This window comes from Kribbella capetownensis (assembly GCF_004331485.1).
GTDB lineage: Bacteria > Actinomycetota > Actinomycetes > Propionibacteriales > Kribbellaceae > Kribbella > Kribbella capetownensis.
Genome location: NZ_SJKD01000004.1, coordinates 355,457 through 372,192 on the forward strand (window position 1 = coordinate 355,457; position 16,736 = coordinate 372,192).

General features: G+C 67.7%; 16 protein-coding genes. 4 read left to right on the top strand and 12 right to left on the bottom strand.

Translation table 11 applies throughout. From position 1 onward, the window contains the following. From E0H75_RS19975 to E0H75_RS20005, 7 genes are all read right to left on the bottom strand, one after another. Positions 1–708, bottom strand: a complete 708-nt coding sequence (locus E0H75_RS19975; protein ID WP_131515089.1) for an iron-sulfur cluster assembly protein — start codon at positions 706–708, stop codon at positions 1–3. Further along, positions 708–1,751, bottom strand: coding sequence for an amidohydrolase family protein (locus E0H75_RS19980; protein WP_131515090.1), 1,044 nt, complete (start codon positions 1,749–1,751; stop codon positions 708–710). The genes E0H75_RS19975 and E0H75_RS19980 overlap by 1 nt, the downstream gene beginning before the upstream one ends. 14 nt (positions 1,752–1,765) lie before the next feature. Continuing rightward, positions 1,766–2,140 (bottom strand): propane 2-monooxygenase effector subunit MimD, encoded by a 375-nt coding sequence (gene mimD, locus E0H75_RS19985; protein WP_131515091.1) that lies wholly within the window; start codon positions 2,138–2,140, stop codon positions 1,766–1,768. Further along, entirely contained in the window at positions 2,137–3,324 is a 1,188-nt protein-coding gene (locus E0H75_RS19990) for a ferritin family protein (RefSeq protein ID WP_131515092.1), read from the bottom strand. Before E0H75_RS19990 ends, mimD begins: the two co-directional genes overlap by 4 nt. A 54-nt stretch (positions 3,325–3,378) precedes the next feature. Further along, positions 3,379–4,434, bottom strand: coding sequence for an FAD-binding oxidoreductase (locus E0H75_RS19995; RefSeq protein ID WP_202873062.1), 1,056 nt, complete (start codon positions 4,432–4,434; stop codon positions 3,379–3,381). A 91-nt stretch (positions 4,435–4,525) separates the two neighbouring features. Beyond that, positions 4,526–6,175, bottom strand: coding sequence for a ferritin family protein (locus tag E0H75_RS20000; protein ID WP_131354050.1), 1,650 nt, complete (start codon positions 6,173–6,175; stop codon positions 4,526–4,528). A gap of 95 nt (positions 6,176–6,270) precedes the next feature. After that, positions 6,271–6,516, bottom strand: coding sequence for a hypothetical protein (locus E0H75_RS20005; protein ID WP_131354052.1), 246 nt, complete (start codon positions 6,514–6,516; stop codon positions 6,271–6,273). 162 nt (positions 6,517–6,678) lie between these two features. Between E0H75_RS20005 and E0H75_RS20010 the strand changes: the two genes are divergently transcribed. Next, on the top strand, positions 6,679–8,484 hold the full coding sequence (locus tag E0H75_RS20010; RefSeq protein ID WP_165553864.1) for a sigma-54-dependent Fis family transcriptional regulator: 1,806 nt from the start codon (positions 6,679–6,681) through the stop codon (positions 8,482–8,484). 3 nt (positions 8,485–8,487) lie between these two features. Here the strand turns inward: E0H75_RS20010 and E0H75_RS20015 are convergent, their stop codons facing one another. After that, the gene (locus tag E0H75_RS20015; RefSeq protein ID WP_131515095.1) at positions 8,488–9,678 is read right to left on the bottom strand and encodes a mandelate racemase/muconate lactonizing enzyme family protein; all 1,191 of its coding nucleotides are present in this window, start codon (positions 9,676–9,678) and stop codon (positions 8,488–8,490) included. Positions 9,679–9,834: 156 nt separating this feature from the next. Between E0H75_RS20015 and E0H75_RS20020 the strand changes: the two genes are divergently transcribed. The 3 genes from E0H75_RS20020 to E0H75_RS20030 all read left to right on the top strand — a co-directional run bounded on the left by E0H75_RS20020 (position 9,835) and on the right by E0H75_RS20030 (position 12,100). After that, positions 9,835–10,866 carry an LLM class flavin-dependent oxidoreductase gene (locus tag E0H75_RS20020; protein WP_131515096.1) on the top strand — a complete coding sequence of 344 codons (1,032 nt, stop codon included), beginning with the start codon at positions 9,835–9,837 and terminating at the stop codon, positions 10,864–10,866. Between the two features lie 4 nt (positions 10,867–10,870). Continuing rightward, a complete protein-coding gene (locus E0H75_RS20025; RefSeq protein ID WP_131515097.1) occupies positions 10,871–11,569 on the top strand; it encodes an NADPH-dependent F420 reductase in 699 nt (232 codons plus the stop codon). 162 nt (positions 11,570–11,731) lie between these two features. Continuing rightward, complete coding sequence (locus E0H75_RS20030; protein WP_131515098.1) at positions 11,732–12,100, top strand: STAS domain-containing protein; 369 nt, start codon at positions 11,732–11,734, stop codon at positions 12,098–12,100. Here the strand turns inward: E0H75_RS20030 and E0H75_RS20035 are convergent, their stop codons facing one another. The 4 genes from E0H75_RS20035 to E0H75_RS20050 all read right to left on the bottom strand — a co-directional run bounded on the left by E0H75_RS20035 (position 12,101) and on the right by E0H75_RS20050 (position 16,695). Next, positions 12,101–12,964: an EamA family transporter gene (locus E0H75_RS20035; RefSeq protein WP_202873063.1), complete on the bottom strand. Its 864-nt coding sequence runs from the start codon at positions 12,962–12,964 to the stop codon at positions 12,101–12,103. 95 nt (positions 12,965–13,059) lie between these two features. Continuing rightward, positions 13,060–13,758, bottom strand: a complete 699-nt coding sequence (locus E0H75_RS20040) for a DUF4386 domain-containing protein (protein WP_131515099.1) — start codon at positions 13,756–13,758, stop codon at positions 13,060–13,062. Further along, positions 13,755–14,006, bottom strand: a complete 252-nt coding sequence (locus E0H75_RS20045) for a hypothetical protein (protein WP_131515100.1) — start codon at positions 14,004–14,006, stop codon at positions 13,755–13,757. The genes E0H75_RS20040 and E0H75_RS20045 overlap by 4 nt, the downstream gene beginning before the upstream one ends. 52 nt (positions 14,007–14,058) lie before the next feature. Beyond that, positions 14,059–16,695: a winged helix-turn-helix domain-containing protein gene (locus E0H75_RS20050; RefSeq protein ID WP_131515101.1), complete on the bottom strand. Its 2,637-nt coding sequence runs from the start codon at positions 16,693–16,695 to the stop codon at positions 14,059–14,061. Between the last annotated feature and the right edge of the window lie 41 nt (positions 16,696–16,736).

A 16,736-nucleotide genomic window follows, 5' to 3' on the forward strand; every position in this document is an offset into this window, starting at 1 on the left:
CTACTCCTCCTCGCCGACGCCGGCTTCGGCGTACCGGTGGCGCAGCATTCCCCTGCAGATGCCGGTGTTGGCCTCGATCCCGGTCCGGGTGACGCGGGCCAACCCGAGATGCCTCGTCGCCTCGGCACCGGTGATGGGGGAGCCGGTGCCGGGGTCGACGAGGAGCGGAGCGGACGGGTCGGTGCGCAGCCCGAGTTCGGCCCGCCGCCGCAGCAGCCGCTCCAATTCGGCAGACGCGGGGACGTCGCCGAGGGTCATCGTGGCGAGCCGGGCCGGATCGGCGCCGGCGGCCCGCAGCGGCCGGCACACCTGGTCCGTCCCGGCCAGCATCGCCTTGGTCACGAAGGTCCGGCGCAGCTCGTCCAGCTCGCCGGCCGCCTCGCCCGTGAATGAGGCGGCGAATCCGGCCCGCGCAGCCACGCCGGCGTTGATCTGGTCGGCCGCGAAATGGTCCACGAGCGCGACGTCGACACCGCGGACGCCGGGCAGGGCGGCGACCACGTCGTAGGCGTCGGCGACCATCAGGAACGCGAAGTTGGGCGCACAGAAGTACGTCGGCAGCCGCAACCGCACCACGACGTCACCGGCGGCCGACACGACGCAGGTGGACACGAAACCCAGCGTCGTGATCGGCTCGTCCAGCTCCGGGTCCCGGACCGCGTCCAGCGCGGTCAGGACCCGGGACTTCTCCCCAGCCACCGCCGTCATTACTGGGTGACCAGCTTGGCGTCGTCCTGCGCGGCCGGCTCCGCCTCCTTGAGCTGGAGCTCGTCGGGGACCTTGAGGTCGTACAGCTTCGCAGCGTTCAGGCCCAGGATCTTCTTCTTGCCCTCCACTCCGAGTCGTGGGTAGTCGGCGAACTCGTCGCCTTCGGGGAAGTCCCAGTCGACGAGACCCTCGATCTGCCACTTCGGTTCCCAGATGCCGTAGTCGCTGCCGAAGGTCATCTTGTCCTCGCCGACCCAGAACAGCAGCTCGCCCATCACCTTGGCGAAGAACCGCGGCCGTGCGTGCATCAGGCCGCCGATGACCACCGACAGGCCGGCGTACACGTTGGGTTCCTGGGTCGCCATGAAGCAGAAGTCCTCGATCCGCGGCAGTCCCACGTGCTCGACGATGAAGTTGAGCTCGGGGAAGTCGGTCGCGGCGTGGTCCACGTCGGAGACGTCGAACGCGTCCTTGTCCAGCGGCCAGATCGTGGGGCCCTTGTGGACATGGATGTTCTTGATCCCGAACTCCTGCGCCTTCTCCAGATAGCGGTACGCCGCGGGGTCGGTCAGCTTGTAACCCCGGGAGCCGGCGTTCCACTCGGCGGTGTAGAGCTTGACGCCGCGCGACCCGTACCGCTCGACGTTGGCCTTCAGTTCCTCGATCCCGGCGTCGCCGTCGCGCGGGTCGAACCGGGTGTTGAGCACGAACATGCCCGGGTGCTTCTCGCCCAGGTTGGCGTTCTGCTCGGTCGTGTTGAAGCCCTCGGTGTACCACTCCTTCAGGTACGTCGGCTGGAAGATCGCCACGTCCACGTAGCCGTCCTCGAAGACGTCCTTCATCAGGTCGTCCTCGGTGTAGCTCATGAACTTCTCGATCGGCCAGTGGGTCTCCTTCGGCGCCAGGCTCATGTACGCGTGGAAGCACTCGATCCAGCCCTTCGCGTACTGCTCCGCACCCGGGACCCAGTTGTCCGGTCCTGCCTTCCAGAAGTGCATGTGGCTGTCGACCACGAAGTACTTCTCACCGTTCTTCTCGTACACGGAAGACCCCCTTGTCAGCTGGATGCGGTCAGGTCGAAGCCGATGTACTCGGCGGCGTCCTCGGGGTTGGCGAACATGATGGTCCGGTCGTCGAGGTGGACCATGCGGCCGTAGTGGGTCGACATGTTCTCCTCGAACTCGGCCTGGTCGAAGTACCCGGGCTCCTCGCCCAGGGCCTCGGAGATGTCGTCGTAGACGAAGTCCATCCGGCCGACCGCGTCGACCCGGATCATCGACGGCAGCGGTGTCACCGTGACGTTGTCCAGGCCGCGCATCACGTCGGCGACGACCGCCCCGACCTGGTTGTTCATCAGCGTGACGCCACACCGGTTGGACGCGGTGTTGTCGGACTTGAACGGGCTCTCGACGACTGCCTTGAGCGTGGTCACTGTGCCAACTCCTTCGGTTCCTCGAGGCCCAGCGAGACGACGATGCCGCTGAACCTGCTCTTCACGCGGTCGAGCCCGTCCTCGAACCGCGGCGGTTTGGCGTCCGGCTGCGACCACAGCGGCTGCAGCGCCCGGGCCGCGGCGAGTGACTTGGCGGTCCAGGTGCTCGCCCAGTCGGACATGATCGCCTTGTTGTGGCCGGCGAACTCCCGGTCGTTGGTGAGCAGCTCGAACATCGCCGTGGTGTAGCGCAGGTCGCGCTCGGCGAAGTCGTACTCCGCCGCGCCGATGACCGTCGGGGTGACGAAGTCGCCGTTGCGCGGTGCCGCCTGCTGGACCAGCTGGCTGCGGAACAGTTCGCCGACCAGCGGCTCGAACACGATGTTCGCGGCGAAGATCGCCTCGCACCAGTCGTCGATCGCGGTCAGCTGCTCGGCCAGGTCGCGGACACCCTGCCAGGCCGGGTCGTTGTTCCACGTCTCCAGGTGGGCGCTGCCGTCGAACCCCTCGATCTCCTCGGACAACGTGAGGTTGTACAGCGCGAGGTCCTGGGCGGCCCGGATCCGGTGCATGCTGTTCACCGAGATCGCGTTGTTGTGCATGTTCGTCGGTGCGCGCCGGTTCGCGTTCGCGTACAGGTACAGACCGAGGCCGTGGTCGACGTGCATCCAGGCGCCAATGTGCTGCTCGACGAAGCGGACCCAGTTGGCGTTCCACTGCTCGAAGGCCTTGGACGCCTTGGCGGCCTCGACGTTCTGGGTGACCTGGCGGACGACGTTGGAGTTGTAGCGGTAGAGCGTGAGCTCCCACTCCTCGTTCGGGTCACGGAACTCGTGCCAGCCGGTGGCCGGCCAGTCCTTGACGATCATGCCGCCGCTGCCCGGGCCGCGCTCGGGTGAGGGCTGGTCCGAACCCCAGGCCTTCAGCACGGTCCAGTCCAGCGGGTAGCCGCCACGCCCGTCGGCGAACCCGTAGAGCCAGCCCTGGGTCAGGTAGTGCCGCGGATCGGGCTGTACGTCGACCGTGACGTCCTCGTAGTGGCTCTGCTTGCGCTTCTGCGGCGTGTAGTAGTTGTACCGCCGCGAGTTCGAGTCCGGGAACTCCCGGGCGCCCGCCTCGGCATCGGTGAAGACCGGCTTGGGTACACTGCGTTCGAACTTGGGTGCATCCTGTGTGGTGGTCATCGGCTCTCCCCATTTTTGTGACAGCTCATCGCGTCGGGCCAATCTTGTGACAGCTCATCGCGTCGGGGCCTCCAGCACCTTCGAGTCACCGGCGTCGCCGGTCGTGGTGAACTTGTCGTAGTAGATGTGCTTCGTGACGACGCCCAGCCCTTCGAGCAACGGGATCGCGGCCTCCACCATCGGTGGCGGACCGCAGACATAGGCGTCGGCTCCGGCCAGATCCGGTTCGTGCCGGCGGACGACGTCGGTGATCAGACCGACCTCGCCGTCCCACTCGGCGTCCTCGGCCGGCTCGGACAGCGCCGGTACGTACTTGAACCCCGGCAGCACGTCCTGCAGCGCCCGGAGCTCCTCGTCGAAGCACAGATCCAGGTGGGTCCGGGCTCCGTAGTAGTAGGTCGCCGGCCGGTCGATCCCGCGCTCGGCCATCGACCGCAGCAGCGACAGGATCGGTGCCATCCCGGCGCCACCGCCGACGAAGACGATCCGGGCGCCCGGATTGTCCCGCAGCGTGAAGACCCCGAACGGCCCGCTGAGCTGCAGCCGGTCGCCGACGTTGAGCCGGGTGTCGAGGAACTCCGAGAAGACTCCGCCGGGATAGACCTTGATCACGAACTCCAGTTGCCCGCTGTCGCGGCTGGTCGTGTTCGCCATCGAGAACGATCGGCTCGCCTCGCTGTCGGGGACCAGGATGTCGACGTACTGGCCGGGGAAGAACTTGAGCTCGCCGGGGTCGGTCAGGCGTAGGACGAGATGACGCAGGTCGTGGGTGACGGGCGTGATCGCGACGACTTCCGCGACTCGATCCTGGATCGGCAGCCCGGACCGGATCATGTCCTCGTCGTAGTTGAGCAGCTCGATGGTCAGGTCCTCGTACGGATGGGCCCGGCACAGCAGCGTGTAGCCCTCGTCCAGTTCGTACTCGGGCAGCGCGAACGTCGAGTAGCGGTCCAGCTCGATGTCCTCGCCGTCCAGGACGAACGACTTGCAGGACGAGCACTGGCCCTCCTTGCAGCCGTGCATGAGCATCACGCCCTGCTCGGCCGCGGCGCGCAGGATCGTCTGATCCTCGTCGACCTCGATCTCGATGCCGACCGGCTCGAACCTCACGACATGCTTATCGCCCATGGTTCCTGACGTCTCTGCGGGGACGGACCGGGGCGGGCGGACACGGGGGTGCCCGCCCGCCCCGGGGAGGGGATCACGCGTCGGCGGGTGCGCGGCCGGCGGGGCCACCACGCACGTAGCGGGCGGCGAACGCGGTCCGCTCGTCGTCGCTCATCTCGTTCAGCAACACGTTCGGGCTTGCCAGCGGCGGGCACTTGCGCAGGTGATCGAGCGTCCACATCTTGTCCGGGTTCAGGTCGAGGTGCGGCTGCGCGACCATGGTCTTGCCGTCGTCCCTGACGAAGCCCATGTCGGAGACCACGTCGGCCCAGTTCCAGCCGTGGTACAGCGTCTCCCACTCGCGGTGGCCGATCAGCTTGCCCATGTTCGGCGTCTGCCGGCCCTGGTACGTCGGCCGGAAGGCGACCTCATCGGTCCAGCGGCACATGTCGTGGCAGTAGGTCCGCCACTGGCCGTCGACCTTGGCCATCACCATGTCCTCGCGGACCAGGCACGGGACCATGCAGGTCCAGCACCGGTGCGGGTACTCGTAGTCGACGTCCTCGAAGACGATCGGCTTGTGCCCGTTCGGCATCGACAGGCGGTTGTAGTTCTCCCACCAGGCGCCGTACTTGTCGTACCAGCCGGGGTACTTGTACTCGAACCACTCGAAGTCCTTGTCGGTCATCGGGTCGATCCGCCAGTAGTTGGCCAGCCAGCCGGTGGCGAAGAACTGCGCCACCTCGTGCACGTAGCCCTTGTTCCAGATCTGGTTCCAGGACTCCTCGATCAGGTCGTGCGGGATCTCGAGGCCGTACTTCTCCAGCGGCACCAGGTAGCTGCGGTAGTAGTCGTCGTAGATCCAGCGCCGCCACATCTCCGCGTAGCTCTCGCGGTCCTTGCGGCGGTCCTTGGTGCCGTACTCGATGAAGGTGCCGATCGCGGCGTCGACGACACGGTGGTTGTTCCACCACGCGTAGCGCAGGTCGCGGGCGAGCAGCTGGTGGTTGCCTTCGTCGGCGAGTGCCATCAGCAGCGTCGCGTAACCGTTGCTGATGTGCCGGGACTCGTCGGACTGGACCGAGTGGAACACGGTCGGCAGCAGGTAGTCGCCGTTCGCGGCCGCCTCGGCCGGCATGGCGACGAACAGCGTGTTGGTGAATGCCGTCTCCGCCACGATGGTCAGGTAGATACTGGCCGCCGTGATGGCATCACCGGTGATGAACCCCTCGGCGAACTGACGGCCGATGGTGCCGCAGTAGTCGCTCTGGAAGTTCCGCAGGCTGGAGTTGAAGCCGGCGGGGTCGATGTAGTTGTTCATGTACAGGCGCTTGAGGTTCTGCTGGATCGTCGAGTGCCGTACCTCGTCGATCATCTGGATCGCCTGGCCGTTGTGCAGTTCCGGGTTCGGCACCGTCCGGAACAGCAGCGGCATCGCCCGGGCGGCCGAGATCTCCGGCAGCGGGATGATGCTCAGGAACAGCTTCTGCCATTCCAGCCAGCGTTCCTGCACCTGGCGGAACATGTTTCCGCGGATGGCTCCGTCGGAGGCGCCGTACACGCGGTGGTCCTTCTCCTCCTGCATCGGGAAGTACGACCGCAGGACCTGCTTGAGGGGGTCCTTCTTCTGCGCCTTCTGGAACGTGTAGTCGGTCCCGTAGTGCGAGACCGGCTCGTGATACGCAGGTTCCCAGGACAATTCCTGGATCTTCTGGTGGGCCTTCGCCACACTTTGGCGACTCATGGCACTCCTCACACTCGTGGCCGACTGCACTTGCAGTACATCGCCGCTGTGACCGCCGTGGAGGTCTCAAATTGAGATGACGGACGGTCACCGGCTCAGGGGTTGCCGAACATCGCCTGTCTGAGCTCCGCCAGCCGCGCATCCTTGGCCAGCGCGATCTGCTCGTCACCCTGCGGGTCGGGCTGAATCCCGAACGCCTGCAGGAGAGCGGCGGCCGGCTCACCCGGGTTCCCGGTCGTACCGAGGACCGGATGGAGCCCGGCGTCGGCCAGGTGCTCGAAGACGACGTTCACGACAGTCCACGGGTTGTAGGTCTCGCGGCTCGGGACAGCGCTGTCCATCGCAACCTCCTGATCGCTGCTTCGATCACAATCCCGCCGGGCTCCGATGGGTGTCTCAATCTGAGACGCCGACGGCGCCGGACTGCATTAGGCTCGACATGCGAGCGACCGGTGGGGCGGTGGCACTTCCGCACCCGTCCCCGCCGGGCGTCAGGAGGCCCCGTGGAAGAACTCGTGCTCCCGACGGAAGACGACAGCGGGCGGGCCGCAAAGGCACGGCTGAACTTCCTCACGCTCGACCCGGTCGGGCCGAAGGACGTCCGGCCGTCGATCCTTGCCTCCTGGGTCAGGTCGCGGCGGTGGAATCTGCCGGCCGACCGGATCTCGCTGCCCTACGTCGCGGATCCCGACCTCGAACTTCCGTTGTCCAGGAGCGCGAGACCAGTCCTGCAGCAGTTGCACGAACACCTTGCCGGTCAACCGATCAGCGTCATCCTGACCGACCGGACCGGCCTGGTGCTGCAGCGTCTGACCGCCGACACCGAGCTGGCCCGGCACCTGGACAAGGTCCATCTGGCGCCCGGCTTCAGCTATGCCGAGGAGTTCGCCGGGACGAACGGGATCGGGACCGCCCTCGAAGGCGGCGGACCGATGCATGTCTTCGGGCACGAGCACTACGCCGAGGACCTCGAGGACCTGGCGTGCGCCGGCGTACCGATCAAGCATCCGGTCACCGGCAAGACGGTCGGCGCGATCGACTTGACCTGCTGGCGCAAGGACGCCGGGACCTTGCTGATCGCGCTCGCCAAGACGACGGCCGACAACATCAGAGCGGCGATGCTGACCGACAGTTCGACGCGCGAGCTCGCGCTGCTGCAGGCGTACCGGCAGAGTGCACGCCGGCTCGGCGACATGATTCTCGCGGTCGATGACGACCTGCTGCTGATGAACGCCAAGGCCCGGCAGTGTCTCGACGCCACCGACCAGCGAGCAGTGCTCGGGTACGCCGGCGAGCTGCTGGCGCGCGGTGGCACGGAGCCGGTCGTTGTCGAGCTTCCCACTGGGGGTTGGGTCAGGATCAGCTGCCGCCCGATCGCAGTCGGCGCGCGGGATGAGGCCGGCATCATCCAGGTCAGCCCGCACAACTCGGGCACGGAGAGCCGGATGCCGACCGCCACGCATCGTCCCCCGCCGCGGCCGGTCCTTCCAGGCCTGGTCGGCCGCAGTGCGCCGTGGTTGGGCAGCAGCCGTGAGGTCGACAACGCGTGCCGCGCCGGGCAATGGGTTGTACTGACCGGCGAGCGTGGCGTCGGCAAGGTCGCACTCGCCCGCGCCGCGCACCACCAGAACAACCCGGCCGGTCTGTTCCACATCGTCGACGCCGTCGGCTCGAACGGCGGATTCGGCGCGGAGCTGGAGGCCGAGCTGGCCGACGACATGGTTCAGGCGCTGGTGATCCGGCACGCCGACCGCCTCGGCCCGCGCGATGTCGAGGCGACGATCGAGGCTCTGTACGACGTACTCGAGCGCCGGCCGTCCGAGCCGCCGTGGATCGCGCTCACGATGACGTCCGACGGCACAGACCTGCCCGATCTGGGGGAGTTGCTGGCGCTGTTCCCGCTGACCGTCGAGGTGCCACCGTTGCGGCACCACATCGAGGATGTCCGCGAACTCGTCCCGTACGTCCTCAACCAGGTGAGCCACGGCGACCTGACCTGCTCACCGGAGGCGATGCACCAGCTGATGCGCTCCTCGTGGCCCGGCAACACCGGGGAGCTGTGCCAGGTCCTGAAGCAGGTCGTCCTACGACGCCGGCGTACCGGCGTGATCATGCCGGCCGACCTCCCGGCCCGCGTCCAAGCCATCAGCCGCCGCAGCCTCAGCCAACTCGAGGCCCTCGAACGTGACGCCATCATCCGCAGCCTCGTAGCCAACGACGGCCACAAAGGCCGAGCCGCCAAGTCCCTCGGCATGTCCCGAGCCACCATCTACCGAAAAATCCACGACTACGGCATCCAACCGCCGTAAGGCTCACCGCCTGGTGATGATCCGTTCCACCGTGTCGCTTTCGGCCAGACCGGGCCGCAGCCGCACGCCGTGGCCGGGCGCGTCGGAGATGGTGATTCGGCCGTCGGCGATCTCGGGGAGGCCTTCGACCAGGTCGGTGTACCAGGTGCGGAGGAAGGCTCGGACTGTTTCCTGGATGAGGCCGTTGGGGGAGGCGAGGGTCAGGTGGGTGCAGGCGGCCAGGGAGGCGGGGCCGGTGCAGTCGTGAGGGGCTATGGGGATGCCGTAGGTGTCGGCGAGTGAGGCGACCTTGCGGGCTTCGGTGAGGCCGCCGGTCCATTGGACGTCGAGGGTGGCTACGTCGATCGCGCCGGACTGCACGAGAGTGGCGAACCCGCGCCGTCCGACCGCCGTCTCGCCACAGGCGATCGGTACGTCGACGGAGGACGCCAGCACCTGGAGGGCGTCGACCGCGTCGGAGCGCATCGGATCCTCGACCCAGTACGGGCGGTACGGCGTGAGGGCCTCCATGATCGTGGTCGCGGCGCGGCGGCTCCACAGGCCGTGCAACTCGACCATCAGGTTCATGTCCATCCCGACCTCGGACCGGATGGCCTCGATGACCGCAAGACCTCGCTGCAGGTCGTCAGGGCCGATGGTCAGCCCACCGGTCGCCTCCGCGGCCTGGTCGAACGGCCAGACCTTGAGACCACCGATGCCCTCGTCGAACAGTTCCCGCGCGAGAGCCGCGGGCCTGGTCATGAACGCCTCGAGATCCTCGTACGGACGTTGCTCGTCAGCCGCATCCGGGATACCCCAGTTGTCCGACCGCTGCCGCGTGCTCGAGCCGATGTACCCAGGCCCGGCGCAGGTGTTGTAGATCGGCACCGACGTCCGCACCGGCCCGCCGAGGAGTGCGGCCAGCGGCAGACCGGCGTACTGCCCGAGCAGATCCCACAACGCGAGGTCGACGGCAGCGTTGCCGCGCACCTCCGCGCCGGCACCCTGGAAACCGAGGTACGGCGTGAGCGCCAGCGCCATCGCTTCCGGGGTGGGGTCCTCGGCCTGCAGCACCACCTCGGCGGCGGACTCGTGGATGTACGCCTCCACGGCCCGGGCGCCGAAGAACGACTCCCCGAGCCCGATCCGCCCGTCGTCGGTGTGCAGGCGCAGGAACATCAGATTCGGCTGGATCCGGGGTCGGATCGTCTCCACGGCGGTGATTCTCACAGCGGCTCGCACCTGCCTCAGGCTTCGGGGATTGTCCGGACCATCCTGGCGGCGGTCCGGAATGAACGTGGCGCGACGGGTGTTGACACGTCAACCTAGAATTGTTCAGGCTGACGTGGACAGCAGATGGGAAGTGGACGGATGAGCGACCTCTTGTTCGGGCTCGACACCTTCGGGGACATCCCGGAGGGTGACAACGGCGAGCTCGTGCCGGCCGCGGCGGCGATCCGGCAGGTGGTCGAGGAGGCCGTGCTGGCCGACCAGCTCGGCGTTGATGCGATCGCGCTGGGGGAGCACCACCGGCCGGAGTACTCGATCTCGACACCGGAGACGGTGCTGGCCGGGATCGCGTCGAAGACCGAGCGGATCAAGCTCGGATCCGGCGTGACCGTGCTGAGCTCGGACGACCCGGTCCGGGTGTTCCAGCGGTTCTCGACCGTGGACGCGCTGTCGAACGGACGCGCCGAGGTGATCCTGGGCCGCGGTTCGTTCACCGAGTCCTTCCCGCTGTTCGGTTACGACCTGAAGGACTACGACGTTCTGTTCGAGGAGAAGCTGCAGCTGTTCGTGCGGCTGCTCGACGAGAAGCCGGTCAGCTGGGAAGGCACCACCCGGGCCGCGCTGGACAACGCCGAGGTCTACCCGAAGACCGAGTCCGGCCACTTGAACACGTGGGTCGGCGTCGGTGGATCGCCGCAGTCCGTTGTGCGTACGGCGTACTACGGCCTGCCGCTGATGCTCGCGATCATCGGTGGAGCCCCGGACCGGTTCGCGCCGTACCTCGATCTCTACAAGAAGGCGGCCGAGCAGTTCGGCACCGTCGCGCACCCGGTCGGGATGCACTCGCCGGGCTTCGTCGCCGACACCGACGAGGAAGCCAAGGAAGTGTTCTACCCGCGGTACAAGGTCATGCGCGACCGCATCGGCGCACTGCGTGGCTGGCCGCCGATCAAGCGTGAGGAGTTCGACGCCGAGGTCGCCACCGGCTCGATGTACGTCGGGTCGCCGGAGACTGTCGCTCGCCGGATCGCCGGTGCGGTCCAGAAGCTGGCCGTCGGCCGGTTCGACCTGATCTACAGCGCCGGACCGGTGCCGGCCAGCGCCCGGATGAAGGCGGTCGAGCTGTACGGCACCAAGGTCATTCCGATGGTCCGCGACATCCTGGCGGGCTGACGTCATGAACGGCAAAACCACGATCGCCATCCTCGGTGCCGGCAAGGTCGGCACCGTGCTCGCCCGGCTCGCGGTCGCGGCCGGTTACCGGGTCCTGATCGCCGGCTCGGGTGACGTCTCGAAGATCGCGCTGATCGTCGAGGTCGTCACGCCGGGCGCCGTCGCGACGACGGCGGCGGAGGCGGCGGCGCAGGCCGATGTCGTCATCCTCGCGTTGCCGCTGGGCAAGTACCGGACTATTCCGGTCGACGCGCTGCGCGGCAAGCTCGTGATCGACGCGATGAACTACTGGTGGGAGGTCGACGGCATTCGCGACGACCTGACCGATCCGCGCACGTCGTCCAGCGAGCTCGTGCAGGACTTCCTGCCTGAGTCCCGCGTGGTGAAGGCCTTCAACCACATGGGCTACCACGATCTCGACGAGGGTGCCCGCGCGCACGGATCCCCGGACCGAAGGGCGATCGCGATCGCGGGCGAACCCGCGGACACGAGCGCGGTCGCGGAGATCGTCGACGCGCTCGGCTTCGACCCGGTGATCGCCGGCCCGCTCGCCGAAGGCATGCGACTCGAACCCGGGACCGAGCTCTTCGGTGCGAACGTCGCGGCTGACGAGATTCACGCCATGCTCACCCGCTTTCCGGACACCCCGCGCGGCCGGGCGGTCATTCAGGCCAGGCCGGAAGACTCCCGACTCTCGGCGTGACCCACGCCTCGGTGTCGCGGTGCATACGGGTGGGTACGGGACGTATGCACGTGGCATGTCGAAGGGACGGCCCGCAGTACGTTCGAGGAGTTCGCAGTGAAAGCAGTGAGGTGTTCGGGGGCCGGGCATGTGAGTACACCGCGCGTGGTCCGATCTGCCAACATGCCGACGGACGTGAGTGGACCGTTCGTCTGCGGTTGGTCGGCGGTCGGAGACTGCGCGGTCGTTCGCGTCGCGGGCAGGATCGACGACGTGAGCGCGCCGACGTTCGAGACCGAGTTACACCACGTGATCACCACCAAGCGGCCGACGCTCGTGGTCGATCTGCGCCGGGTGAGTCACATGGATCGTGCTGGTATCGAGGTGCTGAGGACCGCTGGTGAGCTGGCGATCCAGCACGACGGATGGCTCCGGATCGCCGGCGCGGCAAGCTGGTTGGCCGAGCTGTTGTCGGACCTCGGCGAGCGGATCCGTCAGTATCCGAGCCTGGCCGACGCACTCCCGTCGTACCGCCCGGCTCCGTCCACGTGATCACGTCTTCTCGTGGTGCAGTGCGACCGCCGCAACGATGATCGCGACGGCCGCGATCTCGGGGAGGGTCGGGATCTGACGCAGTACGACGGCTCCGATCGCCGTCGCCGTGGCGGGCAGCAGGGCCAGCATCAGGGCGAATGTTGATCGTTTGAGCCGGGCCATCGCGAGTTGATCGCTGACATACGGGATCACCGACGAGCAGACCCCGACGCCGATCGCCGCCGCCAGCAACTTGAGGTCGCTGAACGCCGGCTTGGCCTGGGCGACCCCGACCGGCAGCGCGATCACAGTCGCGATGCCCATCGCGAGTGCCAGCCCGTCGATCCTGCGCAGTCCGTCGACGCGCGACACCCGGTGTCCGAGTACGACGTACGCCGCGAAGAGGAGTGCGTTGAGCGCGGTGCAGAGCAGGCCGATCCAGTCCTGGGACAGTCTGATGTCGGTGAGGATGTAGACCCCGGCGACCGCGAGGACGAGCGCCAGCAGGTTCCGCAGACTCCGTACGGCGATCGCGGCCAGCACGATGACCGGTGCGAACTCGGCCGCGGCGACCGTTCCCAGCGGCACCCGGTCGATCGCCAGGTAGAAGCTGCAGTTCATCACCGCGAGAACGGCGCCCCATCCGGCCAGCAGTTTGCGGGTCGCCGGGTCCAGCGTTCGCCAGGCCCGGAGCGGGCGGCGCCAGAGCCAGAAAATCGTGCCTGCGGCCGCGATTCGCAACCACGCGACGCCGAGCGGCTCGATCCGCGCGAAGAGCAGCACGGCCAGGGCCGGCCCTAGATAGTGGAAGATCGCGCTGACGACGAAGTACGTCTGCGCAGGTACGACGTCAACGATCGCGGCGTCCTTGGTCCTTCGCACCACCCAACCGTAGGTATCGGGCACCTTCGCCGACCATGGCGTTCCGGTCAGCGAATGGTGCCCGATACCTTCGATTCGGCAAGTTCGGCGGGTGTTCAGCCGGTTTGGACCCGCCGGAAACCCTTGGTGGTCATGTAGACGCCGACGGACAGTTCCCAGGCGGCGACGGGCAGCGTAGCGAGCATGGACCAAACGGACGTCTGGCTGATGTGGCCGAAGAAGACGAACATGTCGGCGGTGAGCAGGAGTGGGGCACCGATCAGGCCCAGCGTGGGGATGATGCGGGGCACCAGGCGGGACCGATAGAGCAAGGTGCCGAAGAGTACGGCGTTGATGGTGGCCATGAAGCCGGGGCCGAACAGGAACGTCCAGTCGCGGACGGCGACCAGCGCCTGACCGGTGGCGACGTCGCCGGCCTGGTTCTGCCGCAGGGTGACGACGGCGAGGAGGCTGACGACGCCGATCATGATGACGGCCGCCTCGAGCATGCGTGAGGTGACGAAGCCGAGCGCCATGGACTCGTTGCGTCGCTTCACCACCGGATACACCGCGACCGCGCTGCCGATACAGGTGACGGCGTTGACGAAGTCGAGGAGGCAGCCCCACAGCACGCGGGTGTCCTGGCCGGCGCTGGTGATGTAGCCGGCGTCGTTCAGCACCGGCCCGATCAGGAGCAGCGCGGGCAGCGAGGCGGCGAACGTGATCAGGTAGAAGATCCCGCCGGCCCGGGCGTTGTTCCTGGTCGGGTCCGCGGTACGACGGTCGGCGGATGCGGTGGATGCGGTGATGGTCATGACAGTTCTCCAGGTGTTGAGTGCTTCGCCGGATCGGAGTCGATCCGGGCGACCGACAGCAGTGGGAGGCCGAGGTCGCGCAGCTTCTGCAGTACGCCGTGCAGCGCGGCCTGGTCGGCGACGCGGCCATGGATGACCGTGGTGCCGTCGGCGGCGCTGGTGACAGTCAGGCCGTCGAACCAGGACGCCCACCGCGGGTGGAGTTGCCCTTGCAAGCGGATCTCGTACCAGGCTGAATCGTGCGACATGCCTGGAAGCTACGAGCGGTTGTGGTGACCGGGCATCACATCATGTGGTGATTCAGCGTGTGAGCAGGTTGAGCTGATGCGCTCGCCGGACCGCGCTGCGCCGGTTGGTGACGCCGAGCTTGGCGTAGATGTGCTTGGTGTGCGTGCGGACCGTGTTGAGCGACACGACGAGTTGGCGTGCGATCGAGGGGCCGTCGAGTTCGCCGGCCAGCAACCGCAGTACGTCGAGCTCCCGGTCGCTCAGCGGTTCGACCAGGACCTGCTCTCCGGTCGGCTTCGGAGCCTGGGAGGTGGGTCGGCGTACCGCGTCCAGCAGCCTGCGTGGGTAGGGCCAGTCGGGCCGACGCTGCGCCAGGGAGGCCAGCATGGACGTCATCGGTGGGCCTTCGGCGATGAAGACCCGGACGTAGCCTTCGGGCTCGGCCAGCGTCAGCGATCGTTCCAGCGGAGCGACGTCATCCTGGGCGAGGGCACGCAGTACGAGGATCTCGATGACGGTCCCGATGCGGCCGCCTGCCCAGGCCGCCGCTTGGAGCCGTTCGAGCAGCCGGATGGCTTCACCGCGTGCTCGCTCGGCGAGGAGGATGCGGGCCAGCGTCATGTGCTCGAACTCGCGCAGATACGACAGCCCGTCGTTCGCCGACAGTCCCTGCTGACGAACCCAGTCGCGCGCGGCGGACAAGTGGCCCTGGGCAACCATGACGCGGGCCCGGTGGGCTGCGATCGGGCGAACGTTCGGGGCGAAGTCACCGACGTACACGCGTTCGGCCGCATCGAGCTGATCTCGGGCTCCGACGAGATCGCCTTCGGCCTCCCGGAGGCGGGCCATCGCCACCCGCCATCGATAGGGGTTCTGCGGGAGTCCGGCGGCCGGCCCGAGGTCCTCGGCGCGTCGTAGATAGTTGCTGGCGGCATCGAGATCGTTGCGCTCCAGCGCGAGCCGGCTCAACCCGACGTACATGTCCGCGGTTCCGCGGAGACCTTCGCCGAGGTCGAGGGCTCGTTCGAAGGTGGTCTGTGCCTGCCGGAGGCGACCTTGCGTGGTCTCGATGTCGGCCAGCGTGATCGAGCAGCCGAGGACGTCGGCGATGTATCCGATCCGTTGGAGATCCCGTGCGGCCGTGGTGTAGCCCGCGTGCGCGGCTTCGAGGTCCCCGGCGGCCCAGTTTGCGAGACCCGCCAGCGCCGAGGCAGCGGCGCTGGTGAGGTGGTCGCCGTCGACAGCGCGATCGATCGCGCGGCCGGCATGCTCGATCGTGGCCGCCGGATCGCCGCCGGCGAGCGCGAGAGCCGCACGGTACGTCTCGATCGCGCCGGGCAGCTTGGCGAGTTCGCCACGGTCGACGACCGCCAGCACATCTGCTGGTCCGGCGAGCACGCGCTCGACGTCGTCGATCCGCTGCCCGACACCGTCGAACTCGTTGCAGGACATCAGTGCCCCGATGAATCCGACTGCGAGCACCGGCCGTTTCTGCACGACATCGTTCGGTATGTCGTCCAGCCAACGTCGCAGCGTGGGTTCCAGCCGCTCACGCTGCAAGGCCGGCACGGCCAGCTCGACCAGGTCCGCAGCATGATCCGCGTCGCCGGCCGCAAGGGCGTGCCGCACGGCCGCGACGGTCTCTCCGGCCTCCTCGTACCACCGACTGGCCCGTCGGTGCAGTTCCCCGAGGTCACCACGTTCCTCACGCAGATGCGTCCGCAGTACGTCGCCGAAGAGGTGGTGATAGCGGTACCACCGGCGATGGTCGTCGAGCGGGACCAGGAACAGGTTCTGCCGCTCGAGCGTCTCGAGCATCGCCTTGCCGCCCGACCGTCCGGTCACGGCATCACACAACGGACCAGTCAGCCTGTCCGCGATCGACGTCTCGAGCAGGAACCGGCGTACGTCGTCCGCCTGCCGATCCAGGACCTCGTCGAGCAGATAGTCCACGACGTACCTGTCATCGCCGGCGAATCCTTCGATGAACGCGGTCGCGTCGTCACGCCCTTGTAGCGAGAGTGCGGCCAGCCGAAGAGCGGCGATCCACCCTTCGGTCCGCCCTTCGAGCGTCGCGATGTCCGCCGCATCAAGGTCCAGCCCGGTCAGATCGTTCAGGTACGCCGTCGCCTCGTCGGCGGTGAAGCGGAGATCGGCGGCGCGGATCTCGACCAGCTCGCCACGCGCCCGCAAGCGCGCAAGCGGGAGCGCGGGGTCGGCCCGGGTGCTGATCAGCAGCTGCACCTGTGGCGGCAGATGCTCGACCAGGAACGCCATCCCCGGCTGGATCTCCGGACCGTCGGCGAGGTGGTAGTCGTCCAGCACCAGATCCACGTCGTCCGGAAGGACGCTGAGCTCGTTGAGTACGACGGCCAGCACCGACTCGATCGGCGCCTGACCCGACTGGAGCAACCCGAGCCCGCCCTCGCCCACACCCGGAGCGGCCCGCTCCAACGCCGTCAGCAGATAGGTCCAGAACGTGGTGGCGTGACGATCGCTCTCCTCCAGGGAGACCCATGCGGTCCGGCCCGGGCGCTCGGTTACCAACGCCGACAGGAGGGTGGTCTTTCCGAAACCGGCCGGTGCCGACACGAGCGTCAGCCTGATGCCGTCCCTGCGCCGTAGGCGCTCGGCGAGCCGCGCCCGTGGCACGAGAGCCTGCCGGTTCCGGGGCAGATAGAGCTTTGATTCGAGGAGAGGGCTGTGCATCACCAGCTCCCCTCGACGGCGTCGTTGGAACGAGCGTAGGG

Coding starts and splice junctions, on each gene's coding strand:
- E0H75_RS19975 (WP_131515089.1), bottom strand. CDS start 708: ATGACGGCGGTGGCTGGGGAGAAGTCCCGGGTCCTGACCGCGCTGGAC.
- E0H75_RS19990 (WP_131515092.1), bottom strand. CDS start 3,324: ATGACCACCACACAGGATGCACCCAAGTTCGAACGCAGTGTACCCAAG.
- E0H75_RS20000 (WP_131354050.1), bottom strand. CDS start 6,175: ATGAGTCGCCAAAGTGTGGCGAAGGCCCACCAGAAGATCCAGGAATTG.
- E0H75_RS20005 (WP_131354052.1), bottom strand. CDS start 6,516: ATGGACAGCGCTGTCCCGAGCCGCGAGACCTACAACCCGTGGACTGTC.
- E0H75_RS20020 (WP_131515096.1), top strand. CDS start 9,835: ATGAGCGACCTCTTGTTCGGGCTCGACACCTTCGGGGACATCCCGGAG.
- E0H75_RS20025 (WP_131515097.1), top strand. CDS start 10,871: ATGAACGGCAAAACCACGATCGCCATCCTCGGTGCCGGCAAGGTCGGC.
- E0H75_RS20030 (WP_131515098.1), top strand. CDS start 11,732: ATGCCGACGGACGTGAGTGGACCGTTCGTCTGCGGTTGGTCGGCGGTC.
- E0H75_RS20040 (WP_131515099.1), bottom strand. CDS start 13,758: ATGACCATCACCGCATCCACCGCATCCGCCGACCGTCGTACCGCGGAC.
- E0H75_RS20045 (WP_131515100.1), bottom strand. CDS start 14,006: ATGTCGCACGATTCAGCCTGGTACGAGATCCGCTTGCAAGGGCAACTC.
- E0H75_RS20050 (WP_131515101.1), bottom strand. CDS start 16,695: ATGCACAGCCCTCTCCTCGAATCAAAGCTCTATCTGCCCCGGAACCGG.